The organism is Roseovarius litoreus, from assembly GCF_900142765.1.
GTDB classification, from domain to species: domain Bacteria; phylum Pseudomonadota; class Alphaproteobacteria; order Rhodobacterales; family Rhodobacteraceae; genus Roseovarius; species Roseovarius litoreus.
The window spans coordinates 103,378-117,755 of sequence record NZ_FRCB01000004.1; the positions used below are offsets into that span (position 1 = coordinate 103,378).

At 64.4% G+C, this 14,378-nt stretch carries 15 protein-coding genes; 8 read left to right on the forward strand and 7 right to left on the reverse strand.

All coding sequences use genetic code 11. The features are described from left to right. Positions 1 to 22: 22 nt before the first annotated feature. Both F3H35_RS09130 and F3H35_RS09135 read right to left on the reverse strand, forming a co-directional pair. Positions 23 to 706 carry an ABC transporter ATP-binding protein gene (locus F3H35_RS09130; RefSeq protein WP_149779313.1) on the reverse strand — a complete coding sequence of 228 codons (684 nt, stop codon included), beginning with the start codon at positions 704 to 706 and terminating at the stop codon, positions 23 to 25. Further along, positions 699 to 1,949, reverse strand: coding sequence for a lipoprotein-releasing ABC transporter permease subunit (locus F3H35_RS09135; RefSeq protein ID WP_149779314.1), 1,251 nt, complete (start codon positions 1,947 to 1,949; stop codon positions 699 to 701). The genes F3H35_RS09130 and F3H35_RS09135 overlap by 8 nt, the downstream gene beginning before the upstream one ends. 189 nt (positions 1,950 to 2,138) lie before the next feature. Between F3H35_RS09135 and F3H35_RS09140 the strand changes: the two genes are divergently transcribed. Then, positions 2,139 to 3,461, forward strand: a complete 1,323-nt coding sequence (locus F3H35_RS09140) for a ferredoxin reductase family protein (RefSeq protein WP_149779315.1) — start codon at positions 2,139 to 2,141, stop codon at positions 3,459 to 3,461. Between the two features lie 218 nt (positions 3,462 to 3,679). On the opposite strand, the gene F3H35_RS09145 is transcribed toward F3H35_RS09140, so the two are convergent. Together F3H35_RS09145 and proS are read right to left on the reverse strand one after the other, a co-directional pair. Next, the gene (locus F3H35_RS09145; RefSeq protein WP_149779316.1) at positions 3,680 to 4,189 is read right to left on the reverse strand and encodes a DUF2937 family protein; all 510 of its coding nucleotides are present in this window, start codon (positions 4,187 to 4,189) and stop codon (positions 3,680 to 3,682) included. A 66-nt stretch (positions 4,190 to 4,255) separates the two neighbouring features. Then, entirely contained in the window at positions 4,256 to 5,623 is a 1,368-nt protein-coding gene (proS, locus tag F3H35_RS09150) for a proline--tRNA ligase (protein WP_149779317.1), read from the reverse strand. A 132-nt stretch (positions 5,624 to 5,755) separates the two neighbouring features. Between proS and F3H35_RS18840 the strand changes: the two genes are divergently transcribed. The 7 genes from F3H35_RS18840 to F3H35_RS09175 all read left to right on the forward strand — a co-directional run bounded on the left by F3H35_RS18840 (position 5,756) and on the right by F3H35_RS09175 (position 12,239). Continuing rightward, positions 5,756 to 5,908 carry a hypothetical protein gene (locus tag F3H35_RS18840; protein WP_188129932.1) on the forward strand — a complete coding sequence of 51 codons (153 nt, stop codon included), beginning with the start codon at positions 5,756 to 5,758 and terminating at the stop codon, positions 5,906 to 5,908. Between the two features lie 137 nt (positions 5,909 to 6,045). Next, positions 6,046 to 6,201, forward strand: coding sequence for a hypothetical protein (locus tag F3H35_RS18845; protein ID WP_188129933.1), 156 nt, complete (start codon positions 6,046 to 6,048; stop codon positions 6,199 to 6,201). A gap of 163 nt (positions 6,202 to 6,364) precedes the next feature. Further along, a complete protein-coding gene (locus F3H35_RS09155; protein WP_149779318.1) occupies positions 6,365 to 7,429 on the forward strand; it encodes an AI-2E family transporter in 1,065 nt (354 codons plus the stop codon). Next, complete coding sequence (locus F3H35_RS09160) at positions 7,426 to 8,094, forward strand: P-loop NTPase family protein (protein ID WP_149779319.1); 669 nt, start codon at positions 7,426 to 7,428, stop codon at positions 8,092 to 8,094. Before F3H35_RS09155 ends, F3H35_RS09160 begins: the two co-directional genes overlap by 4 nt. Positions 8,095 to 8,152: 58 nt before the next feature. After that, on the forward strand, positions 8,153 to 10,327 hold the full coding sequence (locus F3H35_RS09165; protein ID WP_149779320.1) for an RNA degradosome polyphosphate kinase: 2,175 nt from the start codon (positions 8,153 to 8,155) through the stop codon (positions 10,325 to 10,327). Positions 10,328 to 10,420: 93 nt separating this feature from the next. Beyond that, complete coding sequence (locus F3H35_RS09170; protein ID WP_149779321.1) at positions 10,421 to 10,594, forward strand: DUF1328 domain-containing protein; 174 nt, start codon at positions 10,421 to 10,423, stop codon at positions 10,592 to 10,594. 97 nt (positions 10,595 to 10,691) lie between these two features. Continuing rightward, positions 10,692 to 12,239 (forward strand): Ppx/GppA family phosphatase, encoded by a 1,548-nt coding sequence (locus F3H35_RS09175; protein ID WP_149779322.1) that lies wholly within the window; start codon positions 10,692 to 10,694, stop codon positions 12,237 to 12,239. A 6-nt stretch (positions 12,240 to 12,245) separates the two neighbouring features. Here F3H35_RS09175 and F3H35_RS09180 read toward each other — a convergent pair whose 3' ends face one another. The 3 genes from F3H35_RS09180 to F3H35_RS09190 are packed head-to-tail and all read right to left on the reverse strand — an operon-like array spanning position 12,246 to position 14,376. Further along, positions 12,246 to 12,629 carry a hypothetical protein gene (locus F3H35_RS09180; RefSeq protein ID WP_149779323.1) on the reverse strand — a complete coding sequence of 128 codons (384 nt, stop codon included), beginning with the start codon at positions 12,627 to 12,629 and terminating at the stop codon, positions 12,246 to 12,248. 36 nt (positions 12,630 to 12,665) lie between these two features. Continuing rightward, positions 12,666 to 13,697: an endonuclease/exonuclease/phosphatase family protein gene (locus tag F3H35_RS09185; protein WP_149779324.1), complete on the reverse strand. Its 1,032-nt coding sequence runs from the start codon at positions 13,695 to 13,697 to the stop codon at positions 12,666 to 12,668. After that, complete coding sequence (locus tag F3H35_RS09190) at positions 13,678 to 14,376, reverse strand: molecular chaperone DjiA (RefSeq protein WP_149779325.1); 699 nt, start codon at positions 14,374 to 14,376, stop codon at positions 13,678 to 13,680. The genes F3H35_RS09185 and F3H35_RS09190 overlap by 20 nt, the downstream gene beginning before the upstream one ends. Positions 14,377 to 14,378 lie beyond the last annotated feature (2 nt).

Genomic DNA, 14,378 nt, shown 5'->3' on the forward strand with positions numbered 1-14,378 from the left:
GCGGATCATGCCCGGGGATGCCCTAGCCCGGCACCACCTTGCCCTGATCGAGCTTGACCACCCGGTCCATCCGCGCCGCAAGCTCGAGGTTATGGGTGGCGATCAGCGCCGACAGGCCCGTATCGCGAACCAGCTGCACCAGAGCGCCGAACACCTGATCCGAGGTCGCGGGATCCAGATTGCCCGTCGGCTCATCGGCCAGAAGCAGGCGCGGCGCATTGGCCAGCGCCCGGCAGAAAGCGACGCGTTGCTGTTCGCCGCCGGACATCGCCGAGGGCCGATGACCCGAGCGCGGCCCCACGCCGACCCGCTCCAGAAGATCGGCGGCGCGCGCTGCCGCCTCGGCGCGGGCCACGCCATTGGCCAGCTGCGGCAGCACGATGTTTTCCAAAGCGGTGAATTCCGGAAGCAGGTGGTGGAACTGATAGACGAAACCCACCTCCTGACGGCGGGCGACGGTGCGGCGCCTGTCGCTGAGGCCGGTATAATCGGTGCCCCCGATCTCGACCCTGCCGGTATCGGGCGTGTCCAGAAGCCCCGCGATATGCAGAAGCGTCGACTTGCCCGCCCCCGAGGGCGCCACCAGCGCCACCATCTCGCCCGGGGCCAGCGCGAGATCGGCGTTTGCCAGCACCTGCACCTCGTTTTCGCGGCCCTTGTTGTAGGTTTTCGACACGCCGGAAAGGCGCAGCATCACATCACTCATAGCGCAGCGCCTCGACCGGGTTCATGCGCGCGGCGCGGCGGGCGGGAAAGATCGTGACCACGAAACTCAGCCCCAGCGACAGCGCCACCGCCGACAGCACGTCGCCCAAATTCAACTGCGCCGGCAGATGATAGATGCCGCGAATGGACGGATCCCAGACCTGACCGCCCATCAGCACATTCACGAGGCTGAAGATCGGGTCGATATAGATCGCGAAGAGACAGCCCAGAACCACCCCCGCCGCCGTGCCGATAATGCCGGTGAAGGCGCCGCAGATGAAGAAAACCCGCAGCACGGCCCCTTCGGTTAGTCCCATCGTGCGCAGGATGCCGATATCGCGGCCCTTGTTCTTGACCAGCATGATAAGCCCCGAAGTGATGTTCATCGCCGCGATCAGCACGAGGATGGACAGGATGATGAACATCACATTGTCCTCGACCTCGAGCGCGCGCAGAAATCCGCCCGAGGCGTCTTTCCATGTCCAGACCTGCGCGCGGTCCCCGGCGGCGGCGATCAGCGGAAGGGTCATGTCCTCGACCCGGTCGGGATCGCGCACCATCACCTCGAGCTCGTCGGCGCGGCCTTCGCGGTTGAAAAAGCTCTGCGCCTCCTCGAAGGGCAGATAGACGCGGACCCGGTCGATGTCATAGCGCCCGGCGCTGAAGATATAGACCACATCATAGGCGTTGATGCGTGGCGATGTGCCGAAGGCCGTGCGCACCCCATTGGGAGAGATCAGGCGGATGCGGTCGCCAACCCCTACGCCCAATTCGCGCGCCACGCCCGAGCCGATGGCGATGCCTTGCGAAAAAGCGGTGATGTCACCGCGCCCGGTTGCGGGATCGGCGATGCGCGGAATGGTCACCAGATCCTCGGGCTTGATGCCGAACACCTGCACGCCGGCGTTGCTGTCGCGGGCATTGGCCATCACCTGCCCCTTGACCAGAGGGGCTACGCGGGTGACGCCCTCGACCGCGCGGACGCGCTCGGCCATCGCCTCGTAATCGGAGAGGGTGCGATCGAGCCTGCCCGACTGCGCATCGACCGTTCCCATGTTGTAGACGGTGACATGGGCGTTCGCGCCAAGGATCGTGTCGACGAATTCCGCCCGAAAGCCCGAGCGCACCGCCAGTGTGGCAATCAGCGCGAAGACCGCCAGCGTGATCCCGATCAGGCTGATCCATGTCATCGTGCTGACCCCGCCTTCGGCGCGTTTGGCGCGCAGGTAACGCCACGCGATCATCCATTCGAACGGAGCGAAGGGCGCAGGGGCGGAAGAACGGCGGGGACGGCCTGTCACTGGAAAACCTCGGATCTCGTTTTGCGCGGACAGTGCGGGTTATCATGATCAGGGTCAAGGCCGAGCGGCAGGCATCGGGTGCAGCATGGCAAAACAGGGCGAGTCGAGTCGTCCGCACCGGAAAGGACCGCCTTGCCCGCAACTGCCCTCATCCTGCTCTACCTCGGGCTTGCTCTGACGCCGCTCGGTCTGGCATGGGCGCAGGGCCTGCCACCGCGCACGATATGGGATGAGCTGGCCTCGGGGCTGGGTCTCGTGGCGCTGGCGATGATCCTGGTGGAGTTCGGACAGATTGGCCGCTTTCGTGCGGTCACCGCAAGGGTCGGCAGCGATGTGGTGATGCGCAGCCATCAGCTTGCCGCCCGGGTGGCGCTGGTCTTTGCGGTGCTGCATCCGTTTTTCTATGTCTCGGCGATGTCCGATCCGCCCGATTGGGATGTGACCCGGCAAACGGTGGTGACTTATTCATGGACCGCGATCTGGCCCGGCATCCTGGCCTGGTTGGGACTGGGCATGGTGGTGACGATGGCGCTGGCGCGGGATGTCGCGGGCTACCGCTACGAGATATGGCGGGGCCTGCACGGTCTGGGCGCGGCCCTTGTGGCCGGCGCGGGCGTGCTGCACGCGCTGCGCGCCGGGCGCTACAGTGGCGACGATCTGCTGGGCTGGGTGTGGATCGCCGGTCTGGGACTGGCGCTGGCCGCGCTGACGATGATCTATGTCGTGGCCCCGGCCCTTCGGGCGCGCAGACCCTGGCGGGTGCTGTCGGTGACCCCTGCAGCGCGGCGGACATGGCGGCTGCGGTTGACACCGGAGGGGGCGCATCGGCTGCGGTACCGGGCAGGGCAATTTGCGTGGCTGACCATCGGACGGCCGCCTTTTTCGCTGAACGACAACCCGTTTTCCATCGCCTCCGCGCCGTCACGGGGGCCGGATCTGGAATTCATCATCAAGCAATTGGGGGACATGACCGACCGGATCGGACAGATCCCGCCCGGCACAAGGGTTTACGTGGATGGACCGCATGGGCATCTGACGCTGACGGGCCAGGAGGACGCACCGGGGATTGCGTTGATCGCGGGCGGCGTCGGGATCGCGCCACTGCTCGGGATTCTGCGCGAGATGGCGGCAAGCGGCGATCCCCGCCCCAGCCTGCTGATGTATGGCAACCGGATCCCCGGGCAGATCGTCTGCGAGGACGAGCTGCAGGCGCTGGCGCGCGATCACGGCAGCGAGGTGATCCACGTGCTGTCCGAACCGCCCGAGGGCTGGAGCGGCGAGACCGGGTTTGTCGATGCCCCGATGTTGCGACGCCATGTGGCCGAGGCCGGGCGGCGGGACTGGTTGTTCGTGCTGTGCGGACCGCCGCCGATGCTGCGCACGGTCGAGGCGGCCTTGCTGGAGTTGGGCGTGCCCGCGCGGCGCATTCTGTCGGAGCAATTCGTCTACGATTGATCGCATCGGACACGCCCCTCTCAGGCAGCGCATCGCTTGGGCGATCTGTCTGATCGTCGGGGTGGTGTTGGTCGCACTGGCGGGCTTTGCCCTGCGTGGCGGACCCTAAAGCGTTTCGCGAAAACCCGGCTCACAGAGTTTCGCGGCATGCAGTTCTCGGTTCAATCGGTGCACGCGTTCCGTCTTTGGCTGATGCCTCAGGTTAAAGGCGGAACGCGTTAGCCTTGCCGCGCGGCTTGGCGGCGACGGCTGGTCAGTCGCCCAAGCCCGCTCAACGCCCCGCCAATCAACCCGTAGCCCAGAATAAAGCCCGCGGCGGCGAAACCCAGTCCTTCGGCCGTGACCGGCAGGGCCGGGCGATAGGCGGCCCATGTGTCGCGAACAAGTTCGGCATCGGCAAAACCCCGGATATTCAGAGCCTTATGCAACGAAGATGTCCCGGAAAGCTTGGCAAGCGCATGTTGCAGGCGGTCATGGCGTGCCAGAACCTGCCCCATGGATTGCGCACGTGCCGCGCCCATCGCGCTGCCCTGAGCCAGATCCTCGAGCGCGGCGGCACGCGTCAGGCCAAGCCCCGCCGCATCCGCATCGAAGCGCGCCACAATGGTCTCCAGCTCCTTGACCGCGCCGGAGAGGCGTTGGGTATATTGCTGCGAGAACTCGGGAAATTGCGACAGGCCGACCGCACCGGTCAGCCCGCACGCCATGGCGATCGCCCTGAGGATCATCTGCTCTGCCTCGTCGGTTTTTCGGGGCAGTATACAGCGTTCGGGCGGTTTGGGGAACGCGTCGTGCTAGACCGGCTGCGGCAGGCTGCCGATCCGGTGCGCGGCATAGATGCGCGCCAGCTTTTCCACGGCCTGTTCGGGCGGCAATTCCTCGCTTTCGCCGCTGCGGCGGCTGGTCAGCTCGACCACGCCATTCTTGAGCCCGCGCGGCCCCACGGTGATCCGCCACGGCAGACCGATCAGGTCCATCGTCGCGAATTTCGCCCCGGCCCGATCATCGGTGTCATCGTAAAGCGGCTCGAGTCCGAGGGCCGTCAGGGAGGCATAAATCGCCTCGCAGGCGGCATCGGCCTCGGCGTCGCCGGTCTTGAGGTTGACGATCCCGGCATGGAAAGGGGTCACACCTTCGGGCCAGATGATGCCGCGATCATCGTGGCTGGCTTCGATGATCGCACCGATCAGGCGGCTGACGCCGATGCCGTGGCTGCCCATATGGACCGGCACGGTGTTGCCGTCACGGTCCTGCACGGTGGCGCCCATCGGTTCGGAATACTTGGTGCCGAAATAGAAGATCTGCCCCACTTCGATGCCCCGCCCGCTGCGGCGGCGCTCTTCGGGGACGCGGTCATGGAACACGGCCTCGTCATGGGTGTCGTCGGTGCGGGCATAGCGCGAGGTGAATTCCTCCATCACCGCCTGACAGGCCTCGACGCTGGTATAGTCGATCTCGCGGTCGCCAAAGCGCAGATCGGTGATCTCGCTGTCATAGAACACGCCGGATTCGCCGGTTTCGGCCAGCACCAGGAATTCATGCGTGTCGTCGCCCCCGATGGGCCCGCTTTCGGCGCGCATCGGAATGGCCTGCAGGCCCATCCGCTCATAGGTGCGCAGATAACTGACCAGATGGCGGTTATAGGCATGCAGCGCATCCTCGCGCGTCAGGTCGAAATTGTAGCCGTCCTTCATGTAGAACTCGCGCCCCCGCATCACGCCGAAACGCGGGCGGATCTCGTCGCGGAATTTCCACTGGATGTGATAGAGCGTGAGCGGCAGATCCTTGTAGCTGCCCACATGGCTGCGGAAGATGTCGGTGATCAATTCCTCGTTGGTCGGCCCATACAGAAGATCGCGCCCCTGACGGTCCTTGATGCGCAGCATTTCCTCGCCGTAATCGTCATAGCGGCCGCTTTCGCGCCACAGGTCGGCGGGCTGCAGGGTGGGCATCAGCATCGGGATATGGCCCGCGCGGATCTGCTCCTCGTGGACGATATTTTCCAGCTTGCGCAACACCTTGAAGCCCATCGGCAACCAGGAATAGATCCCGGCGGAGGCCTGTTTGATCATGCCCGCGCGCAGCATCAGGCGATGGCTGGCGATCTGGGCCTCGGCGGGGGTTTCCTTGAGAACGGGCAGGAAGTAGCGGGACAGGCGCATGACGGACCTCGGACAATGGGTTTCGGCCTGTCCTAGCCGGAAGGTGCCGCACTGGCAAGCGGGGCAGTGGTCCTTGCACCACAGGCCTTTTCCCGCGATGGTTGCGGCAGACGCGTCAGGGGTGCCGGGGTTATGGAACGCAAGCCATCAAGAAACGTGCTGGACTGGATGGGCATAAGCGAAGCGCCGGACTGGTCCGTCGCCCGCCCCTTGGGTGCGCTGGTGTCCTTGCTGCTGTTGTTGCTGTTCTCGGGCGCGCTGGTTGCCGCCTTCGTGCTGACTTAACTCAACGACGGACGGATGGAGGGGACATACTCAGCATCACGCGGGTGGATAAGACAACAAATTGGACAGCGACCGTGCTGCGCGACGCTGCCGTCTGGTCTGTAGATTTACGGGAATCGCCCATATCAACGGTCCAAATGAAAACAACCTTCGGTGCAGGCTCGACCAAGCTGCCCAATACCATTCCCCGCCCCACCCATTGGCCCAAGGAAGAATTAGACTGGCCCGACTTCCAGACCGAATACCAAAAATGGTGCGCCGATCCCGATACCTACACCCCGCCCGATCCCTGACCAAGCGAAGGACGGGCTGTGGTCGAAAAGGAACAGCCCGCCTTCCCCGGCCTAAGCCCAACGAGATGACGGCCGGGCGCGATATACATGGGATATGCCGCCTTTCCTCTTGAAACCGACCGCCTGTGAGGCGACATAGGAGCAGGCCAGTCACGGAGTTCTCATGGCATTGTCGGTGCGCGATCAGGTGAAGTATTGGGGCGTTGCGGCGGCCGTCTTTGTCCTTGCGCTTTGGTTTCTGGGCGACGTGATCCTGCCCTTCGTGCTGGGGGGGGCCATTGCCTATTTCCTCGATCCGGTCGCGGACCGGCTGCAACGGATGGGCGCATCGCGCGCGCTTGCGGTCAGTCTCATCACCTTGGGTGCGCTTCTCGTCTTTGTGCTGATGGCGCTTCTGGTGATCCCGACGCTGGTGCAGCAAACCGTGGCTCTGGTCGATACCGCGCCGCAGCTTTTCAACAAGTTCCAGCAAGTCCTGACCGAGCGGTTCCCGGCGATCGTCGACGAAAACTCGACCCTGCGCCAATCGCTTATCGCGGTGGGCGAAACGATCCGCGAGCGGGGCGGAGAGGTGCTCAACTCGCTCCTGAGTTCGGCGGCGTCGCTGCTGAACGTGGTGCTTTTGTTCGTGATCGTTCCGGTGGTGGCCTTCTACCTGCTCTATGACTGGGACCGTATGGTTGGCCGGATCGACGAGCTTTTGCCGCGCGATCATGCGCCGGTGATCCGCCGTCTTGCCGGTGAGATCGACCAGACGCTGGCCAGCTTCATTCGCGGCATGGGCACCGTCTGCCTGATCCTCGGCACCTATTATGCCGTGGCACTGATGCTGGTGGGGCTGCAATTCGGGCTGGTGGTGGGCGCGCTGGCCGGGCTGATCACCTTCATTCCCTATGTGGGTGCCTTGGTGGGCGGGGCGCTGGCGATCGGGCTGGCGCTGTTCCAGTTCTGGGGCGATTGGGTGAGCATCGGGCTGGTCGCAGCCATTTTCGTGGCAGGGCAAGTGGCCGAGGGCAATTTCCTGACGCCGAAGCTGGTGGGTAGCTCGGTCGGGCTTCACCCCGTCTGGCTGATCTTCGCGCTGTCGGTCTTTGGCGCCTTGTTCGGTTTCGTGGGCATGCTGGTGGCGGTGCCCGTGGCCGCGTCGATCGGTGTTCTGGCGCGGTTCATCGTGGCGCAATACATGGACAGCCGCCTGTATCGCGGACTGTCATCGCGCGACGAATGACCCAGAGACAGCTCAGTTTCGACCTGCCTGTGCGCGAAGCACTCGGGCGCGACGATTTTTTCGTCTCGCCCGCCAATGCCGAGGCCGTGGCGCTGATCGAAGGCTGGCGGGGCTGGCCTTCGCGCAAGCTGCTGCTGGTGGGGCCGCCGGGATCGGGCAAGACCCATCTGGCGCATGTCTGGGCCACATTGGCCGATGCCCGGATCATCGCGGCGCACGCCCTGACCCGGGCCGATATCCCCGCCTTGGCCACAGGCAATATCGCAGTCGAGGATTGCGATGACATCGCCCGGGATGCCGCCGCCGAAGAGGCGCTTTTTCATCTGCACAACCTGGCGCTTGCCGAAGGTCACACCGTGCTGTTCACCGCAGCCCGCGCGCCGCAACACTGGGGCCTCAGCCTGCCCGATCTGGCCAGCCGGATGCAGGGCACCCCGGCGACCATCCTGCACGAGCCGGATGACACGCTGCTGGCGGCGGTGCTGATGAAGCTGATGACCGACCGGCAATTGTCGCCCTCCCCTGAGACGATCCCCTATCTCACACGGCGCATCGACCGATCGTTCGAGGCGGCGCGCGATGTGGTGGACGAGCTGGATGCGCTGGCGCTGGCGACGGGGCGGCCGATCAATCGGGCGCTGGCGGCGAAGGTGCTGGACAAGTGACCGGCGGGGCTGCAGACTCCGTCACCGTGCCGTTACATGCCAACGCCATAAGGCCCATATGAACAAAGCTGATTTCCTCAAGTCACCGCCACCCGCCGCCGTTGAAATCCCCGAACTGGACCTGACCGGGCCGGGCCGGTTCTTCAATCGTGAGCTCAGCTGGCTGGGCTTCAACTGGCGCGTGCTGGAAGAGGCGCAGAATCCGCGCGTTCCGCTGCTCGAGCGGCTGCGCTTCCTGTCGATCTCGGCCACCAATCTGGACGAGTTCTACAACGTGCGCGTCGCAGGTCTGCGCGAGTTGGCGCAGGCGGGCAACACCACACCCGCCGCCGACGGGCTGACCCCCGCCGAACAGCTTGTGCTGATCAACGAAAACGCCCGCAACCTTCTGGCATCTCAGCAGAAAACCTATGAAACGCTGCGCCGCGAGATGGAAGACGAGAATATCACCATCCTCGATCTCGACCGGCTGACCGAAGAGGACCGCAGCCATCTTGCCGATGTGTTCCTGCACAATGTCTTTCCGGTCCTGTCGCCACTGGCCATCGACCCCGCGCATCCTTTCCCTTTCATTCCCAACCTGGGCTATTCGCTGGCCCTGCAACTCGAGCGCAAATCCGACAAGCGCCCGCTGCAGGCGCTGTTGCCGATCCCGCAGCAGATCGAACGCTTCGTGACCCTGCCCGCCGACCCCGGCACACATCGGGTCATACGGTTGGAAGATGTGCTGCTGCTGCATCTCGACAGCCTATTTCCGGGCTACAGGTACAAGGGGCATTGCAGCTTCCGGGTGCTGCGCGACAGCGATCTGGAAGTCGAGGAAGAGGCCGAGGATCTGGTGCGCGAATTCGAGGTGGCGCTGAAGCGCCGCCGCCGGGGCGAAGTCGTGCGCATGAAGATCTCAACCGGCGCCCCCGAGGCGCTGCGCCGCGTCATCATGGATGAGCTGCACGTGATCCCCGACGAGGTGGTCGAAGTCGAGGGCATGATCGGGCTTGCGGACCTCAAGGAGCTGGTTCTGGATGACCGGCCCGATCTTCTATGGCCCTCCTTCACGCCACGCGTGCCTGAACGCGTGCAGGATCATGACGGCGACATGTTCGCCGCGATCCGTCAGAAGGACATGCTGCTGCATCACCCCTACGAGACCTTCGACATGGTGGTGCGCTTTCTGCATCAGGCCGCGCGCGACCCCGATGTGGTGGCGATCAAGCAAACGCTTTACCGCACCTCGAAGGACAGCCCCATCGTCAGTGCTCTGTGCGAGGCCGCCGAAGACGGGAAATCCGTGACCGCACTTGTGGAATTGAAGGCGCGGTTCGACGAGGCGGCGAATATCCGGCAGTCCCGGCGGCTGGAGCGCGCGGGCGCGCATGTGGTCTATGGGTTTCTCGACCTCAAGACCCATGCCAAGATCTCGACTGTGGTGCGCCGCGAGGGCGACAGCCTTGTGACCTACACCCATTACGGGACCGGCAATTACCACCCGATCACCGCCAAGATCTACACCGACCTGAGTTTCTTCACCTGCGATCCGTCGCTTGGGCGGGACGCGACCAAGGTGTTCAACTACCTGTCGGGCTATGCGCAGCCCGAGAAACTGGAAAACCTTGCCATTTCGCCCATTTCGCTCAAGCCACGCCTGCTCGAGATGATCGCGCGCGAGGCCGAGAACGTGCGCAACGGCAAGCCGGGGAAGATCTGGGCCAAGATGAACGCGCTGATCGAACCCGATGTGATCGACGCGCTGTACGAGGCCAGTCAGGCCGGCGTGCGCATCGATCTCGTGGTGCGCGGCATCTGCGGACTGCGTCCCGGCATCAACGGGCTGTCCGAGAATATTCGTGTCAAATCGATCATCGGCCGGTTTCTAGAACATTCCCGGATCGTGTGCTTCGGCAACGGGGCCGATCTTCCGTCGAAAAAGGCCCGGGTCTTCATCAGTTCGGCGGACTGGATGGGCCGCAATCTCAACCGGCGCGTCGAAACGCTGGTCGAGATCGAGAATCCCACCGTCAAGGCGCAGATCGTCGGTCAGATCATGGCCGCCAACATGGCCGATGTGGCGCAAAGCTGGATCATGGCACCGGATGGGACGTTCACCCGTGCCGAAACGGTCGAGGGCGAGTTCGCCTTCAACTGCCACCGCTTCTTCATGGAGAACCCGTCATTGTCGGGCCGTGGCTCGGCGGGGGCTGCGGATGTGCCGAAACTGACCCATACCGAGGATTGATCCCGGCAAGCTTTTGCCGACACGCCGCGCAGCCCCCTGACACGATCGCCGGTCCTTCCCACATGAACAGGAACCGACGAAAGGAGGCTCCACATGCTTGGATGGGCAATCACATTCCTTGTCATCGCGCTGATTGCCGGTGCGTTCGGCTTTGGCGGGATCGCCAGTGCCTCGGCGGGGATCGCGCAAATTCTGTTCGTCATTTTCCTTGCGCTCTTCGTGATCGCGATGGTCCTGCGCGTCCTCAAGGGGCGCCCGCCGATGTGACCGGGTGACGGCGCGTCAGGCGCAGATCGGCGCATTCCCGCGATTGACCCATGGGGCGCTGTGGCGCATACAGGGGGTGGAAAGACCCGAGAGGCACATGGACGGCAACAGCACTCCGGCGCAGGAAGATAGCGGGCCCTTTGGGCGCCCGCTGTTCGACAAGCCTTCGGCCCGCGCACTCAGTCGCGTGGGCGTGGTGGATGTGGGCTCGAACTCGGTCCGTCTGGTCGTGTTCGACGGCGCCGCCCGCAGCCCGGCCTATTTCTTCAACGAAAAGATCATGTGCGGCCTTGGCGCCGGCATGTCCGAAACCGGGCGGCTCAACCCCGAGGGACGTGTGCGCGCCCTCAATGCGCTGAAGCGGTTCAAGCTTCTGGGCGACGGGATGGGCACCGGCCCGCTGACTGCCGTGGCCACCGCCGCGGTGCGCGACGCCGAAGACGGCGCCGAGTTCCGCGCCGAGGTCGAACGCGAGACGGGCATCCGCCTGTGGGTGATCGACGGGCGCGAAGAGGCGCGGCTGTCGGCACAAGGCGTGCTGCTGGGATGGCCCGGCTCTTATGGGCTGGTCTGCGATATCGGCGGCTCGTCCATGGAACTGGCCGAGATAAATGGCGGCACCGTGGGCAAGCGGATGTCCTGTTCGCTTGGCCCGCTCAAGCTGCGCGACATGAAAGGTGGCCGCAAGGCCCGCAAGGCGCTCATTGCCGATACGGTGGCGCGTCTGCGCAAGGAACTGGGCGAACAGAAAAACCGTCTTTTTCTGGTGGGCGGCTCGTGGCGCGCCATCGCGCGGATCGACATGGAGCGACGCGGCTATCCGCTGCAGGTGCTGCATGAATACCGCATGACGCCCAAGGCCGTGCGCGCCACCGCCAAGTATATCGCCGCCAACGATCTCGAAGAGCTGCGCAACCGCGCCGGCGTATCGGCGGCGCGCGCCGCACTGGTGCCCTATGCGATCGACGTGCTGCGCGAAGTGGTCCGCACGTTCAAGCCCCGCGATATCGCCGTGTCAAGCTATGGTATCCGCGAGGGCCTGCTTTATGAGCAGATGCCCCAGCAGTTGCGCGACCGCGACCCGCTGATCGAAGCCTGCCGCTTTGCCGAAGCCAAGGATGCCCGGCTGCCCGGTTTTGGCCGCGTGATCTATGAATTCATCGAACCCCTGTTCAAATCCGCCAAGCCGGACCGGCGCCGCATCATCAAGGCCGCCTGCCTGCTGCATGACGTGTCCTGGCGCTCGCATCCCGACTACCGGGCCGAGGATTGTTTCGACAACGCCACCCGCGCCAATCTGGGCGGATTGAAACATTCCGAGCGGATCTATCTGGGGCTGGCGCTGTTGCATCGCTATTCGAACAAACGCGAGGGATCGCGCTTCGAAGACCTCTATGAGCTGATCAGCGAACAGGACGCCACCGAGGCCGAGGTTCTGGGCAAGGCGATGCGCTTTGCCGCCATGCTCTGGCTGCGCTCGGACGCGAAACTCGGCAACCTGCGCTGGTATCCCAAGAAGCGCAAGCTGGAACTCTACCTATCGCCCGAGGCCGCGGCGCTGTTCGGCGAAGTCGCCGAAGCGCGGTTCATGTCGCTGGTCGAGGCCCTCGGGGCCGAGGCGTCGATCCACACCGCCAGGGCGTGAGCCGCCTCAGATGTCGATCTCACCCTCCTTGGGCGGCGCCGGTTCGATCTCGTCGGGGGTTTTGCGGCGCATGATGATATCGCCATTGGGCAGCATTTCCGGCGGATGATAGGCACTCAGATCGTCGATCTTGCCCATCAGCTCGCCAAAAGCCGGTCCCATTTCCTGAACGAAGCGGCGCAACTCCGGCCCCATGTCTTCGGCCAGATCGCGCAGATCCCGCATCGCCGGTTCCATCTCGCGCAGGATACCTTCGAGGAACATCTGCGCGCCGCGCTCCATCAGCGACAGCCCCTCATCCGGCGTGCCCGCATCCTGTGCTCTGGCCGGGCCTGCGACAGGCGCCGCCAGCGACAAGGCCACGAGGGATGTCAGGACAATGCGTTTCATCATTTCAATATAAGCGCATCCGGTCAGGATTTTAAGTCACAGATCGACATCCATCGTGACCGGGAAATGATCCGACGCCGCAAGCAGCGCCTCGCGCAACTCGGGGATGCGAAAGCAGCCCGGATCGTCGAACGGATGCCAGATCCGCCATCGCGGCTGCCGCGCCTCCAGATCCGCGGACACCATGATGTAATCCAGCAAAGCCTGAAGATAGCGCTTCTCGGTGGGCAGGTAGAACCGCGCGGTCGCGGTCATCGCCCCGATCCGCCGGGTCAAGGCCCGTCTTGCGTGCGGATCGTAAAGTTGCGCCGCCGCATCGCCCCCCTCGCCCATCACGATCTCGACCGAGGAGCGGCCAAAGAGATGCTCATACTCGTCAAGCCCCGGACCGTCATTCAGATCGCCCAGAACGATCAGCGTCTCGCCCTGGGCCAGATGCTCTTCGATCCGGTGGCGCAACCAGACCGCCTGCGCCTGCTGCTTGCGCCGGTTGGCGATTGCCATGCGCATGATCTGATCGCGTGACCGGGCCTTGTGCGGCGCCTTGGATTTCAGATGCGCCCCGATCATCCGGAAGGCGACACCGGTCGCGGTCGTGCAGGCCAATTCCAGCGGCGGCTTGGAGAACGCCACAAGATCCTCGGTATCGTCGATATCCAGATCGATCCGGAACACGCCGTCGAACCGCGGCGCATCGCTGGCACCCTTCTTTCCGGTGGGCTCGCCCCTGGGGTCATGCGCACAGCTCAGGACATCGGGATCATAGAGCAGCGCGATTTCCTGCTGGGTGTCGTTGGCAAAGCCGGTGACGGCGCGGCGCGCGCGGATCTGCGCGAAATCGGCAAAGCTTTCGAGCGCTGCAACCGTGCTTCTGCGGTCCGTGTCGTCCGGCGCCTCGATCACCATGACGGCATCTGCATCGAGCGCGGTGAACACGATTCCCAAAGAGGCCAGTTGATCGGCCCGTGTTACCGCGTGTCGCCTCGACCAGTCATCATCGGCCAAAAGCGCCCCCTCATCATCGAACAGGGCATCGAACCATTCGACATTATAGGTGGCGATCCGCACCCGCGGCCTCCTCGTTGATCTCCTCCCAGGCACGGTTGATCGCGACCATGCGATTTTCGGCCAGCCGGATCGCCTCGGGCGGAACGCCGCGCGCGATCATCTTGTCGGGATGACTGTCGCGGACCATCTGCTGCCACGCCTTGCGGATCTGCGGCAGGGGCGTATCGCGGCTGACCCCCAGAACCGAATAGGGATCGGGCTTTGCATCCGGCACGAAGCGGCTGCGCAGCCTGCGGAAATCGCCCTCATCCAGACCGAAGATCTCCGCAACCCGGCGCAAGAACGCCTCTTCCTGCGGATGATAGGTGCCGTCGGCCATGGCGATGTGGAACAGCCCCTCCATCAGATCGCACAGCGTGCCGGTCTCGCCGTCGAACATGCGCTTGATGCGGCCGGCATACTCCTCGAACCCGGCCACATCCTGCCGCGCCAGGTTGAAGACGCGGGCCGCACCAGCCTCATCCTCGCGGGCGATCTGGAACACCTCGCGGAAGGCGGTGACCTCGTCGCGGGTAACCTGCCCATCGGCCTTGGCCATCTTGGCGCCAAGCGCGATCACCGCGATGGTGAAGCCGACGCTGCGCTCGGGCGGGCTGCGCAGCCTGTCGAAAACGGCACTCAGACCTTCGCCCTTGGTAAGGGCGGCAAGAGCTTCGGTGATGCGGGTCCAGATCGACATGA

What these genes read in the sequence shown, in the direction of transcription:
- F3H35_RS09130 (WP_149779313.1), bottom strand. Translation starts at nt 706, where the DNA reads ATGAGTGATGTGATGCTGCGCCTTTCCGGCGTGTCGAAAACCTACAAC.
- F3H35_RS09135 (WP_149779314.1), bottom strand. Translation starts at nt 1,949, where the DNA reads ATGATCGCGTGGCGTTACCTGCGCGCCAAACGCGCCGAAGGCGGGGTC.
- F3H35_RS09145 (WP_149779316.1), bottom strand. Translation starts at nt 4,189, where the DNA reads ATGATCCTCAGGGCGATCGCCATGGCGTGCGGGCTGACCGGTGCGGTC.
- proS (WP_149779317.1), bottom strand. Translation starts at nt 5,623, where the DNA reads ATGCGCCTGTCCCGCTACTTCCTGCCCGTTCTCAAGGAAACCCCCGCC.
- F3H35_RS18840 (WP_188129932.1), top strand. Translation starts at nt 5,756, where the DNA reads ATGGAACGCAAGCCATCAAGAAACGTGCTGGACTGGATGGGCATAAGC.
- F3H35_RS18845 (WP_188129933.1), top strand. Translation starts at nt 6,046, where the DNA reads ATGAAAACAACCTTCGGTGCAGGCTCGACCAAGCTGCCCAATACCATT.
- F3H35_RS09155 (WP_149779318.1), top strand. Translation starts at nt 6,365, where the DNA reads ATGGCATTGTCGGTGCGCGATCAGGTGAAGTATTGGGGCGTTGCGGCG.
- F3H35_RS09160 (WP_149779319.1), top strand. Translation starts at nt 7,426, where the DNA reads ATGACCCAGAGACAGCTCAGTTTCGACCTGCCTGTGCGCGAAGCACTC.
- F3H35_RS09165 (WP_149779320.1), top strand. Translation starts at nt 8,153, where the DNA reads ATGAACAAAGCTGATTTCCTCAAGTCACCGCCACCCGCCGCCGTTGAA.
- F3H35_RS09170 (WP_149779321.1), top strand. Translation starts at nt 10,421, where the DNA reads ATGCTTGGATGGGCAATCACATTCCTTGTCATCGCGCTGATTGCCGGT.
- F3H35_RS09175 (WP_149779322.1), top strand. Translation starts at nt 10,692, where the DNA reads ATGGACGGCAACAGCACTCCGGCGCAGGAAGATAGCGGGCCCTTTGGG.
- F3H35_RS09180 (WP_149779323.1), bottom strand. Translation starts at nt 12,629, where the DNA reads ATGAAACGCATTGTCCTGACATCCCTCGTGGCCTTGTCGCTGGCGGCG.
- F3H35_RS09190 (WP_149779325.1), bottom strand. Translation starts at nt 14,376, where the DNA reads ATGTCGATCTGGACCCGCATCACCGAAGCTCTTGCCGCCCTTACCAAG.